Annotated in this window: 8 protein-coding genes; 2 read left to right on the top strand and 6 right to left on the bottom strand. The window is 48.5% G+C overall.

Annotation, left to right across the window (positions count from 1 at the left end):
• The first annotated feature begins 104 nt into the window (after positions 1-104).
• Positions 105-1367 carry an acetyl-CoA C-acetyltransferase gene (locus tag FHW36_RS29680; RefSeq protein WP_145675065.1) on the top strand — a complete coding sequence of 421 codons (1263 nt, stop codon included), beginning with the start codon at positions 105-107 and terminating at the stop codon, positions 1365-1367.
• A 49-nt stretch (positions 1368-1416) separates the two neighbouring features.
• Here the strand turns inward: FHW36_RS29680 and FHW36_RS29685 are convergent, their stop codons facing one another.
• The 6 genes from FHW36_RS29685 to lepB form a co-directional block, all read right to left on the bottom strand.
• Positions 1417-4437, bottom strand: a complete 3021-nt coding sequence (locus FHW36_RS29685; protein WP_145675067.1) for a PVC-type heme-binding CxxCH protein — start codon at positions 4435-4437, stop codon at positions 1417-1419.
• Between the two features lie 287 nt (positions 4438-4724).
• A complete protein-coding gene (locus FHW36_RS29690; protein ID WP_145675074.1) occupies positions 4725-5282 on the bottom strand; it encodes a DUF1543 domain-containing protein in 558 nt (185 codons plus the stop codon).
• Between the two features lie 63 nt (positions 5283-5345).
• On the bottom strand, positions 5346-7991 hold the full coding sequence (locus tag FHW36_RS29695) for a GH116 family glycosyl-hydrolase (RefSeq protein ID WP_145675078.1): 2646 nt from the start codon (positions 7989-7991) through the stop codon (positions 5346-5348).
• A 221-nt stretch (positions 7992-8212) separates the two neighbouring features.
• A complete protein-coding gene (locus tag FHW36_RS29700) occupies positions 8213-9622 on the bottom strand; it encodes a glycoside hydrolase family 30 protein (protein ID WP_145675080.1) in 1410 nt (469 codons plus the stop codon).
• 51 nt (positions 9623-9673) lie between these two features.
• A complete protein-coding gene (locus FHW36_RS29705) occupies positions 9674-10636 on the bottom strand; it encodes a YheT family hydrolase (protein WP_145675082.1) in 963 nt (320 codons plus the stop codon).
• A gap of 110 nt (positions 10637-10746) precedes the next feature.
• The gene (lepB, locus tag FHW36_RS29710) at positions 10747-11931 is read right to left on the bottom strand and encodes a signal peptidase I (RefSeq protein ID WP_145675083.1); all 1185 of its coding nucleotides are present in this window, start codon (positions 11929-11931) and stop codon (positions 10747-10749) included.
• A 348-nt stretch (positions 11932-12279) separates the two neighbouring features.
• Between lepB and FHW36_RS29715 the strand changes: the two genes are divergently transcribed.
• Complete coding sequence (locus FHW36_RS29715) at positions 12280-13260, top strand: sugar phosphate isomerase/epimerase family protein (RefSeq protein ID WP_145675085.1); 981 nt, start codon at positions 12280-12282, stop codon at positions 13258-13260.
• The last annotated feature ends 137 nt before the right edge of the window (positions 13261-13397 follow it).

A 13397-nucleotide genomic window follows, 5' to 3' on the forward strand; every position in this document is an offset into this window, starting at 1 on the left:
CGGGCATATGCTATTCTTATCACCGTCCATTAACGAACACGCAGGTTCAATAGCGAACAGGAAAATCACCCCGGATTCGTTAACTTTAATAAAAGCATTTCCTTATGAAAAAGGTCGCTATTATTGGTGGAGTACGCATCCCTTTTGTAAAATCCTTCAAGGAATATAACCATATCAGCAACCAGGAAATGCTGACCACCTGTCTCAACGCCCTCGTTACACGTTATGGACTGGAAGGAAAAAGAATCGGGGAGGTGGCCCTGGGCGCCCTGCTGAACCGCTCTACCGAATGGAACTTCGCCAGGGAATGTATCATGGGCACCGCCCTCGATCCACATACGCCGGCCTATAACCTGCAAAGAGCCTGTGGCACCAGTCTCGATGCTACCATACAACTCGGTCTCCGCATTGCCTGCGGACAAATAGACACCGGCATCAGCGGAGGCAGCGACACCAACAGCGATATTCCCCTGCTGTTTAAACAACAGCTGGCCTGGAAACTGGTAGATCTACGCTCCGCCAAATCCTTCAGAGAACGGTTAAAAATACTGGCGGCTATCCGGTTCAAAGACCTGGCCCCGGTATATCCTTCTATCGTAGAACCCAGAACAGGTCTGTCTATGGGCCAACATACCGAAAAGATGGTAAAAGAATGGGGCATTACCCGGCAAGAGCAGGATGCCCTGGCCTATCAAAGCCATATGAACGCTGCCAAAGCTTATAACGACGGTTTCTTTAATGACCTGGTAATACCCTTCAAAGGAGCTAAAAGAGATACCATTGTACGCGCAGACACTACGCCTGAAAAACTGGCCGCGTTGAAGCCAGCCTTCGACTTCAGCGGAAACGGTACGCTGACAGCCGGCAACAGCACCTTGTATACCGACGGTGCCGCGGCGCTCCTGCTTGCCTCCGAAGAATACGCCCAGCAACAAAATTGGCCGGTGCAGGCTCACCTGGTAGATGCAGAATCAGCTGCTGTTGATTATGTACATGGAGAAGGACTGCTGATGGCGCCCACCTATGCTGTGGCCCGCTTGCTGAAACGCAATCACCTGCGCCTGCAGGACTTCGATGTATATGAAATTCATGAAGCGTTTTGCGGGCAAGTGCTTTGTACCCTCAAAGCCTGGGAAGATGCCGCCTACTGTAAACAACTGGGTTGGGATACACCGCTCGGCAGTATCGACCGCAGAAAACTCAACACCCACGGTGGCAGTGTAGCCATCGGCCATCCCTTTGCGGCCACCGGCGCCCGCATTGTAGCACAAACGGCCAAAATATTACAGCAGCGTGGTAGCGGCCGGGCGCTCATATCTATTTGCACTGCCGGTGGCATGGGCGTAACCGCCATACTGGAACGATAAAAAGCCGCGCCAGGAGCACCGGCGCGGCTTAGCTTTAAATCAGTTTACACTACTTTTTTAAGGCCGCCAGGTATTCCACCAGGTCTGCCAGTTCCTGTTGCGACATAGCAGTAGCCAATCCAGTAGGCATCAACGAATGCTCGTATGCTTTCCGGGACGCAATATTCTTTTTCTTCAATTTCACTCCTTGTCCTCCTGCCATACGCACATCTATTTCCTCATCAGTTTGACTGGCAATATATCCCAACACCTGTGAGCCGTCTTTCAGTTGGAAGAAGTAACCTTCAAAGCCAAAGCTGATACCAGCATCAGGATGGATAATGGCCTCATAAATGGCGCTTTTGGGTAGCTTACTGCCGATTTCTGATAAGGCAGGGCCAAAATTCACCCCGGTGTTTCCTGCTAAATGACAGGAACTGCAATAGCTGGCAAATACCTTTTTGCCATTCGGTATATCTCCTTTGATAACCAGCAATTTTTCAACAGGCGGTAATGCTTTATTTACCACGGCCGGCTCGTAATACGCTACTGCTTTGGCTTTCACATCCTGACGCCAGGCATGGGTAAGTACATCTTTTGTTACCGTATCCAGGTCAGCCGGCAATAATTTACGTTCTACCAGGCTCCATAAATCAGCGTATCCATCCCATCCACGACCCAGGTTGCGGGCAGCCAGCTCACGTAACGGGGCCGGATATACTTTATTACGAATAAGGGTGGTCAGCAACTCACGGTTAGGCCGGTCCTGGGCTTTACCCATGGCTTCCACCAGGATAAAGGCGGCGGCAGTGTCTTTGCCCTGAAGGCGCTTCATCACCAACGGTTGACCGCCGCATTCGAGCAGCGTTTTCATGGCATAACCCTGTATTTCATTTGCCGGGTTATGGAGGATCGTTTGTAACAGTGTTTCATTCTGGTCGCGTAGCTTATACTTCCGCACCAGGTCTATGAACGCTGAATGGTCTTTAAATACCTGCAACGCGTTATGGAGCAGTTTTGCCATTTCCCCGGTCCTGGGCAAAGCGGCAGCATCCAGCTGCATAAAAGCCAGGGCATTGATATAATCCTGTTTAGGATGATGTCCTTTCAGTAATCCCAACAACACAGGCGTACTTTCTTTGGCGGGGTAAAAGTCGAAGGCCCGGAAATAGCGCTTATTTTGCAAGGGGTCATTTTCGTCACGTTGAATCAATGCGGCTAATAGCGGCAATGCTGCCGGCGTTCTGGCGCGCCAGATAATGTCATTGTCTGCCTCGGGATGTTGTTTGTTGGGTGGTAATTTCCGCCAGGCATCGAAGCAGGCCGCCCAATTACTATCTGCTGCAATGCCCAGCGCTTCGAGGTACCAGCGATCCTTACCATCGTACTGCGCTGCCAATAGCGCCCAGTTGGCAGGCATATCAGCCTCATGACTATGATACATAGCCAGCAGGGCCTGGCGACGCACAGCCGGCGAGGGATCCGTTACCAGCATATTGCCGTAAGTCACTCCCGTTTCCTTTGCAGCACGGATCGCCGTAATACGAATATCTTCATCTTTATCCCGCAAGGCTGTTTTGATATAGTCTGCACCGTTAGGCAACTTGCTGAGCAACCAAAGGGCACGCGCCCGGTAACGTGGATTATTGCTATGGTACAGGTTCACCAGGTCTTTCTCTGCCGATGCGCCCATATTATGCAACTTTGTCCATGCCAGGTAACGGGTACTGAGATTGGGGTTCTTTAATGCGGTGACTGCATCTGCAGCAGTATTGAGTACCGGCGGTGATACTTTATACTTGCTCCCGGCAGGAGCTACGCGGAATATACGTCCTCTGTCGAGATCAGCTACCTGGTGGCCACCTACGCCCGGATCATACCAGTCGGCCACAAACAACGAACCATCCGGAGCCACTCCCACGTCGGAAGGACGGAACCACTGGTCGGTACCACTTTCCAGTATGTTTTCGATAGTAGCCGTATAGCCTCCGCCCTGCTTTTTTACGGGATAAGAACGCACTACGTTATGTCCCGGCTCTCCATGGATCATCTGGTTATGAAACACGGGAGGTAATAAATCACCTTCATACACCACCATCCCTGTAGGTGAACCAGCACCCGTTTGCAACAGGTTGGGCACTACACCCGGATCATTCAGATGCCAGTGCCGGTAAGGAATAGAGTCTTCCATATTCATACGGCGGCTCGACCAGCCAGCACCGGTCATCTCATCAGTATAACCATAGTTACCGTGCTCCAGGATATAGTTGATGCGTACCGCCCGGTTACCATCGTCGTCATTATCGCTCTGCCACATGTTACCAAAAGCATCTACTGCTACTTCATAATTATTCCGGAAGTTATGCGCCATCACTTCCAGGTCACTTCCATCCAGATTGCAGCGGAAAATCATGCCTTGCCGGTAAGGCGTGCCTTTATTGGCAATCAGCCGCCCTTCTGCATCTCTAATAACGTTGCCGTTCCTGTCAAGGATACTATCTCCTGCATTACCAAAGTTGAAATACAATTTACCATCCGGACCAAACGTAAAGGCATGGATGGCATGATCATGCTGAATACCCCCAATACCGCGGAATAGCAGCTCTTTTTTATCAGCCTTATCATCGCCGTCGGTGTCGGTGAAAATAAAGACGTTGGGGCTACAGGAGACAATGACTTTGTTGCCCAGCACACAAATTCCCAGTGCTGCATTAATACAGGTATCCTGGTAAAATACTTTAGCCGTATCAGATTTGCCATCACCATCCAGGTCTTCCAGGATCATGATCCGGTCGCCCGCCTGCTTATAGGGATGGCCGGGATTGAGTTCATTGCGGTAGTTGTAAGCTTCTGTTATCCACACCCTCCCCTTTTCATCAATGTCCATGTTGGTGGGATTCATAATGGCAGGTTCACTGGCAAAGAGGGTCGTTTCCAATCCTTCCCGGGATTTGAGCCCTCTGACGGCGTTTTCAGGCAACCGCTGCTGCGCTTCTGTGAGCGGACCCTCTACCGTGGAAGCGGGCTTATTGGACTGACAAGCGCCAATAACAACAGGTAATATCAGGACAAACCAGTAAATATGTTTCATACGCGGAATTATTAATTGTCATTTTTACAACTATTAAAAATAATAAAATTAATGGCATAAAAAAACCCGTCCCGGGAAACCGGAACGGGTGGTCATTGTCATCCATTTCACCGAATAAAAATTCGTAGTCTACGGCACAGATACCATGCCGGAAATGAAAGGGACGATCATTAGTGTAATATTTTTTCCAGCGCTTCTCCTCTGAGGTTCATATCAATGATGCGTCCCTGTGGTGCCAGCATGTCATTTAATTCTTCTTCCTGCTGAAAAACAGCTCCCATCATGATTTATATTTTACTAAACTGGAAATATCCCAGGTGCAGTTGATCCGCCACTGCTTCTGATACCGGTGTTATTTCCAGCGTGTATTTTTCTTTGAGATGTAGTGGCAGTATATCTTTCACGGTATAAACATCATCCACGTCCACTCCATACTTGTCATCCACGTGAGACGTAGCGGTCCCGAAAGTGGTATGTTTAAAAAAGACGGTTTCTTTAGATGCCCGGATCGCGACGCCGATATCTGTTTGTACACTGAGTATTTTATAATGAAACTCTTCCATCTCATTGGGCTTATATCCACCCAGGTTCAGGAAAAACAGTTGCCGGTCGCCGGGTTCCTGTCCGTTTCTCTCTACCACCCTGATCTGGTGATCATCTACTATATTCACCTCCCGGAAACCATCAATATGTAACTTCCCTTTAGCTTCCGGCCAGAATACTTCCATATCAGGAATCAGGTCTCTCAGCTGGTTTCCAATACCAAAGAATATATCATGCTGCTCTGTATGACGGCCATCTGGCTTACATCCCAACAGTACCATGAACAATTTTAATGCTGCCATTGATAAAAATTTATGGCAGTAAGGTACTGTATTTTATTTTTCCTGCATGGCGGCACGGAGTTGTTATACCATTGTAATGTCGAGCTGCTGACCGGCCTGTAATTGTAGCGGCTGATCCAGCTGTATAGTAACAAATCCATTTTCTGCTTTAAAAGGTACTGTCTTATTTCCCAACTTCACCTGCTTTACGCCGCTATGTTGAAAGCGAAGGGTGTTCAGGGTCACCTTACCATATTTCAGCTGCAAGACATGATGCTCTCTATGCTGCGAATAAGTACCCCAGCCTTCTGCCGTCACAAATGGGGCTTTGAAATTGTTCTTATTTATAGCGGGAGCGAAAGCGATATAGCCTTTGGGGCCATGATACTGGAACCCGCTGGCAGTAATGAAAGTACCGTAGCTAGCCATGGCACGGGCGTAATGGTCGCTGCACTCTATTTCATTAAAAGGATTGCGCTTGGCAGCATGATAACGGTCGTGCACTGCGCGGGTGAGGGTCAGCGCTTCATCTGTCATCCCTTCCGCCATCATATGAGCCGCCACCTGGTGTTCAAAGCCGGTCATACATTCATTAAAATATCCCAGCTGCCAGGCATCTTTTACCCCAAATGGATAAGGCTCATTTTTAGGATTGGTATTCAGGATCATCCCTGCTTCACCTGCGAGCGCATAAGGCCGCCCACCCGGATGCGCAGCGATATAAGGTCCTACATCTGCTTTGTAATTATAACGGTATAAAGCCTTTAATGCCGACAAGGTTTTTTCGCGGTCAATCACCCGGTCCATGCCCACCTGGAAAGCCCAGCTCTGTCCATATACCTGGTCGATATGACAAGTGTTATAAGAACCAATTACCGTTCTTCCTTTTACCTTATCCGGTTGGTGAATAAAGTATTCGCCATTGAATAACTGCGTTTCCATGTTACGCCGGCCTTTCTCCGTATAGTCGTTACAGATAGCAGCAAATTCCTGGTCGTTCATTTCTGCAGCCATCAGGCCCGCAGCTTTTACGGCAGCAATACACAACCCTACAATCCAGGCTATTTCACCATCCCATACGGCATCCAGCGTATTCTCCATCGGCGTGTCTTCCATGCCATCGCCGTTGCGGTCCTGGCGAATAATAAAGAGCGTGGCCTTCTTAATACCAGACCAGTTCCTTTCCAGGAAAGCGCTGTCTTTACTCATCTGGTGCTCACGATAAATACGCAGCACAGTACCGGCCTGTCCGTCTATTGCCGGGCGTTTCTCTGCTTCGCCGCGGAAAAGAATGCCCCCATCTGGCAGGAGCGCAATGCCCAAGTCCACCCGTTCCCGCGTATCCCTTTCTAATGCCGGGAAGATACGGCCCACCGCCTGTGCATATTGCCAAACGTGCGTGCAGGTGCCTTCACAGGAACCTACGCCCTCCCAGGCCCAGAAACGGCCCGAGCGGAAACGATGCGCCGTGGTAGTAGCCAGCGTGGAAATATTGAGGAAAGTACGCTCCATAAACCACCAGGGTAAGGACGCGTCATACCAGGTATCTTTCCATAAGCGGCTTTCACGGCTCAGGCGCTCGTAATTAGTGTTTACATAATCCATGACCGCTATCGCGTCGGCAAACTTGTTGGCATAATAACGGCCTTCACCCTGGATACCGTTGAAATGCAAGTTAGGGCTATACCAACTGATAGCAAAGTCATTTCGTATAGTCTTTCCCGGTGGTATCGTATTGTATAATGCCACGGCGCCGGTTAATTTCTCCCCGGTATCTTTTACGGTTTGCTTTTCCGGCATCAGGGTAAAACTCTTGTTGGTCAGCGGCCCTTCCAGCATAGCGGAATTAGCCATGGCGGCCTTATCAAAGGCAGCGAGGCACATATTACCGTAGTCGAACTGTTTTTCGAGCGCTTCGTTACTTCCGCTTTTCGTACGGATGATGGCGTTAACGCCTCTCCACCCGGTACCATTTACCACGGTGTTTACCCGCTCATGCGCGGCGGCGGCGGAATACAGCGCAGTTTTGTTTTCCAGCCATCCCATGATAGTGGCGGTAACCGGCGTATTGCTCTTGTTTTTTATTTTGTAAGACAGGATAGTTACCGGCAGCCCAGAATCATCTTCATTCAATGGAATGAAGGGCGAAAAGGCTTCCAGCGTTACTTCTACCGGTAACGCTGGATCTATATACCGGATGGTAGCCATCGGGTAGGTGGCTTCGAAGCTGATCTCCGGCCAGCTGTGTTCATCCAGCTTCCGTATCTCCGTTTTATTACCATAGCGCAGCTGCAGGGCAAATCCCTGGTCCAGCGGACGGATATCTTTAGAAGGAGCAATGTAGCAAGCCCCATCGCGGGAGCGTACTTTCTTTCCACCATCCAGTACATTGGCGTTATAGTCTACGACTTTCGGCTCAATACCTTCCTGGTTTTTATTGAAAATATCCCATAGCCACAAACGACCGTCGCCGCCGAGGTATACAGTACCGCACATAATGCCGCCTACCGGCATACCAATGTATTGCAATTCATTCCTGCTTTTCAGATAGCGGGTAGCCTGGCCACGTTCATACAGGGAAGCGATCCACCCGGCAGGAGGCTGCGTGGTAGTCAACAGGCGGTGCTGGCTATCCTGGATAGCCCGGCCTACTACCGGCAGGCGCACCGTGAGCGCACCTGCCATCGTAAGACTTACGTTTCTTAAAAATTTTCTCCGTTCAATACGCATAGTAACATATTCGGTTAAAAGTGCGATGCTATAAATTCATACAGGCATTTCGAATAAAATAGGCATCAGGTATAGATACAACACCCTGAAAGCATCACCATCATTGTTCGCGCTGATATTTTTGGTAGTGTTATTTCATAACGGTGTCTTAACAATATATATAACCTTCCCGAAGGTTCCTTACACCGGTTAAGCCAACACCATGAAAGGAGAATAAAACATTACCAGACAAACGTGGCTACCTCTCCGCTATTCAGCGATGCAGTGGCCTGTTGCCCGCGCGCACTGATCTGGAAGGATTGCGACGTGGTATCATTATTCACCACTATCAGTACTCTTTTTCCGGCAGGCGTTTTAAAAGCTACATTATCCAGTTTACCGGGAATATCGGATGCAATCCTCACCGAACCGGCCGGCACAAATTTAGACGCATGCCCGATCACATAATAAGAGGAATTGCGCGAGACAGCATTTCCATCAATGGTAATAGCTCCCAGGCATTGGGAACAACCTCCTTTATCAGTATGCGGGTTCCACTTCGCATCCGCTGCCAGGTTCCATTGCAGTACATTGCGCGCCCAGTTGCGGGTAGCGCCAATAATCAACTGCGTAGTATTTGTTGTCAGTTCTTCAGCAAAGCTGCCCTTCCCATTCGACCACTGTTCTGTAAAATAAAGATGCTTACCGGGAAACAGGTCGTGTACTTTACTGAGCGCATCAATAGTACCACCGTATAAATGGAAAGCGGATCCATCGATATACGGGCTGGCAGCGGCATCCTGGAGAATAGAAATAGGATATTCCGGCTTATCGCAGTTGTGATCATATAAGATAATCTTCGTTTTGATGCGTTCCTTTTTAAACGCAGGTCCCAGGTGGTCCCGGATAAAGGCGGCCTGGTCGGGCGCCAGCATCAGCATGCTCGGATTATTTTTGGGATGCAGCGGCTCATTCTGAATTGTGATGGCATCGATCGTAATACCGGCGGCTTTCATCGCCTGTATATATCTCACAAAATATTGTGCATACACGCTGTAATATTCCGGCTTTAAACTACCACCGATAAAAGATTCATTGGTTTTCATCCAGGCTGGTGGAGTCCAGGGAGAGCCTAATATCTTGATGGCAGGATTAAGGGCCACAATCTTTTTTAACACCGGGATCAGGTCTTTCTTTTCTTCAGTGATGGTAAAATGCTTCAGCTCCGGATCTGTTTCTCCTTCGGGCATATCATCGTAGGTGAATACGCTGGCGCTCAAGTCAGAGGCGCCGATGCTCAGGCGCAGATAGCTGATACCGATGCCGTTTCCTTTGGTAAGAAATAATTCTTTCAGCAAAGCATCCTGCTGATCGGCGGGCAGCTGGTTGATCAGCGTAGCGCTGCCTCCGGTGAGCGTAAACCCAAATCCATCTATTCCCTGGAACGTATGGGTATCGTCTACCGTTATAACGGGCATATCTTTTTTCACGGCGCTAAACAACAAAGTACGCGGCTGTTGTTGCAGCACAACAGATTTATCGGGAGAAGTAAGCCAATAGTTGATACCAGGCGCTTTCTGTTGGCTGTTTCCACTCATATAGCTGCCCAGGAGCAGGGCAAGGCTCAAAAAAAATTGACCAGTTTTTTTCATAACAAAATAAATTAGCGTCGATGCTAAAGCTGGTATCAAAATACAAACTATTTACGCTTCCTGCAAGAACGATAAGGCCCGTTGTTCCGACCAGTAATAGGGCACTCCAAATTTCACGAAGCCTACATGTCCGCCCTGCTGTGGTGTTTCCAGGAAAAAGCAGGAACTTTTGGATGCCAGGTCGTAGGGATAACATTCTTTGCTCAGGAAGGGATCGTCGACAGCATTGATCAGCAAAGCAGGCACCTGTATCCTGTGTAGGTATTTGCGGGAACTGCATTCCTCCCAGTATTGCAACGCGTCCCGGAAGCCATGTATAGGCGCGGTGTAACGGTCGTCGAATTGCCGGAATGACTTTACTGCGTTGTAGCCCGACAAGTCGATTCGGCCCGGGTACAGTTGTTCCTTTAACCGCAGCTTCTCTCCCAGGTCGCGGATGAATCGCTGCATGTAAATGATATTATGCCGTTTCTCCAATTCAGCCGAACTGCTTTTAAGATCGCAGGGCACCGAGATGGCTACTGCCGATTTAATGACGCCTTTCAGCTGACTCCCCTTTTCCCCCAGGTACTTGAGTGTGACATTACCTCCCAGCGAAAAACCGACCAGGTGTATGGTCTTATATTTCCCCAATGTTTGCAGGTAGGTAATCACGGTATGCAGGTCACCCGTTTCCCCGCTATGATAAAAACACAGGTTTTTATTGGGCTCTCCGCTGCAGCCACGGAAATTCATAGACACGGTGTCGAAGCCTGCTTCATTAAAAATATGCACCATGCCCAGTACATACTTACGCGTTGAATTTCCCTCCAGTCCATGCAAAATCACTACGATACGGTCATTCCCTTTTTCGCTGAAATCCAGGTCCAGGAAATCGTTATCCGGCGTAGGAATACGTTCCCGCCGGTAAGGCGCAGGAGCGATACTTCGAAACAGGGAAGGGTAAATCGTTAACATATGACGATTCTGCAGCAGGAATGGCGCTCTGTAGTCTGAATGATGCAATACGGGCATGCTGCGAAAGTACGAATTTAAAAATCATCAAAGCACCATACAGCCCTTTGCCATAGCCGGTAAATCACCCGGAGGATTTTGTGTAACCCAACTGTCATGCAAAGTCCTCCTTATTTAATCGTGCTAAACAATCGTCGCCAGCGGATGTGGCCATGGTCAAAGCTCATCCAGATAATCCAGGCCTTCCCCACAATATGATCTTCAGGAACAAAACCCCAGAAACGCGAATCTGTCGATTCGTTACGGTTATCCCCCATCATCCAGTAATAATTCATCTTAAAAGTATAAGTACCGGTTTCCTGGTTATTAATATAAATCTTGTTATCCACCACCTTTAACGTATTATGCTCATAGGTGTCGATAATGCGGCGGTAAAAAGGCAGGGTTAAAGTATCAAGTGTCACGGTAACACCCTTTTTTGGAACATAAACCGGGCCCATACAATCCTGTGTCCATTCATAGTGTTTGTTATCGAAGGGAAATATCCGGTAATCGCCGTAACCTTCCACTATCACCCGTTTTATCCGCGCTCCCCTGGCATAGAGGGTATCTAGGTTATTGGGCGACAAGTTATGTATGAACATACCTGAATCGCGCATAGGCCGTGGGATGTGATCTGTCCCCAGCTTGTCTAGCATGGCCTCGCTCAACCGCTTGCGGTCCGGCATAGTCACATAATAGCGGGCCTGGAAATCTGGAGGTATCCTCCCCGGGCGGTGATTGATATATACTTCGCCGCTCACGATCTCAATAGTATCCCCGCTCACCGCTATACAGCGCTTGATCCAGGTTTCCCGCTTATCTACCGGCCTGGTAATAGGTGGTCCGTAATTTTTGTGCAGGTATTCCGCTCCCAAACTGGCCATGGTATAGTAGTCTTCATCTTCCCCCGCTTTATTCTTCAGCACCGTGTCGCCGCAGGGATAATTAAACACCACTACATCATTACGCTCAATATGCCCAAATCCCGGCAGCCGCCTGTAAGGCCACTGTACAGTCGTGGAAAAGGGAGCCACATCTTTTGTAAAAGGCATGGTATGGTTAGTAAAAGGCCATGCCAACGGGGTAATAGGAATGCGGGGCCCATAACTGACTTTGCTCACAAAAATAAAATCATTGATTAACAGCGTCTTCTCCATGGAAGCACTGGGGATAACAAAAGCCTCAAAAATAAAAGTACGGATCAGGGTCGCAGCAACAACGGCGAAAATTACCGCCTCTATCCACTCCCGTAACCTGGATTTCTGGCGGGTACCCTTTTCGGCCTGTTTTATACTGCTGAAAAAAACACGCATGTTGGACAAGGTTTTGGACAAGTAACGACTAACAATTTAACCATTTTAAAACCTCCTCTATTCAAAAATTACAGGAATAAAAACAGCTGCTGCAATGATGCAGCACAAGAGGTTTCAAACCATCCACCACTAACGATTACAAAGGGAATATTTATTTTTATCACACGCGCATTTCCGTTATGTCAAACTATCTTTTTATTGTATTATTCTGCCGGTTTCTGCAAAAAAGTACCATCTCCTCCCATAGCGGCTAAAAAATTCGGTCAAGATAAAATCGTTTTATTAAATTGCCCTATATAACCACTGCAGTGATTCAACATTTACCCACGTTATAAATTTTTTATGACCATGCATACTTCGAGACGCTCCTTCCTCCAGCAAACAGGATTGATGGCAGCAGGCATGATGCTCCCCGGCAGCCTCCTGGCTATGACCGGCAATAAAGCACTCCCTAAGAAAATCGGTATTCAGCTGTATACCCTGCGTGATCAGCTGGACAAGGACCCTAAAGGTACCCTGGCCAAAGTAGCCGGCATTGGCTACCGCGAAGTAGAAACATTCTATGGCTTCCAGGGCGCCGGCGATAAAGGGGAATTCTGGGGCCTCAAGCCAAAAGAACTGGGCGCCGTATTACAACAGCATCAACTGGTAACACCCAGCGGCCACTATCAGCTCAACGACTACCTTACGCGGGGCAATGGTAACGCAGATGCCCTGCAACCGCAAATTGAACTAGCCGCCGCATTGGGGCAACGCTATTTCATTGTACCGGTATTACCACTCTCCCTCTGGGATAAAAAACTGGTAGCGGACGATTATAAATTCATGGCAGAACAACTCAATAAGGCAGGTGAAATCTGTAAAAAAGCTAACCTCCACATTGGCTACCATAATCACTACTGGGAATTTAAACCCCTGGCAGATAACAATAGCACCGGCTATGATATTATGCTCAAAGAAACAGATCCTTCCCTCGTATCCTTTGAGCTGGATCTGTTCTGGGCGGTAAAATCCGGACGCGACCCGGTAGCCCTCTTTAAAGAAGCACCCGGCCGCTTCGTTGCCTGGCACGTAAAAGACATGGATAAAAACAATACGGCCAGTCTCACTGCAGCCGGTACAGAAAACAAAACCTCTATGGAGCTGCTCTCCGGCGTAACCTTCGCAGAAGTAGGCACCGGCAGTATCAACTTCCACAAAATATTTGCCCAGGCTAAGCTGGCAGGTGTAAAACACCTGTTTGTAGAACAGGACAAAATCACCATCGATCCGTTCCAGAGCATCACCCAAAGCTACAAATACGTGAAGAACGTATTGTTGAAAGCGTAAGGCAAAAAGCAAAAAGCTATTGTGGAGAATGACCAAAGCATATTTTAAATATTCGCTAAGATCACTTCCCACAATAGCTTTTTGCTTTCTGCCTTACGCTTTCTGCTTTTTACGTAGTTTTGCCTAAAAACCGCGCT

Source organism: Chitinophaga polysaccharea (assembly GCF_007829335.1).
Lineage (GTDB): Bacteria > Bacteroidota > Bacteroidia > Chitinophagales > Chitinophagaceae > Chitinophaga > Chitinophaga polysaccharea_B.

Coding starts and splice junctions, on each gene's coding strand:
- FHW36_RS29680 (WP_145675065.1), top strand. CDS start 105: ATGAAAAAGGTCGCTATTATTGGTGGAGTACGCATCCCTTTTGTAAAA.
- FHW36_RS29685 (WP_145675067.1), bottom strand. CDS start 4,437: ATGAAACATATTTACTGGTTTGTCCTGATATTACCTGTTGTTATTGGC.
- FHW36_RS29690 (WP_145675074.1), bottom strand. CDS start 5,282: ATGGCAGCATTAAAATTGTTCATGGTACTGTTGGGATGTAAGCCAGAT.
- FHW36_RS29695 (WP_145675078.1), bottom strand. CDS start 7,991: ATGCGTATTGAACGGAGAAAATTTTTAAGAAACGTAAGTCTTACGATG.
- FHW36_RS29700 (WP_145675080.1), bottom strand. CDS start 9,622: ATGAAAAAAACTGGTCAATTTTTTTTGAGCCTTGCCCTGCTCCTGGGC.
- FHW36_RS29705 (WP_145675082.1), bottom strand. CDS start 10,636: ATGCCCGTATTGCATCATTCAGACTACAGAGCGCCATTCCTGCTGCAG.
- lepB (WP_145675083.1), bottom strand. CDS start 11,931: ATGCGTGTTTTTTTCAGCAGTATAAAACAGGCCGAAAAGGGTACCCGC.
- FHW36_RS29715 (WP_145675085.1), top strand. CDS start 12,280: ATGCATACTTCGAGACGCTCCTTCCTCCAGCAAACAGGATTGATGGCA.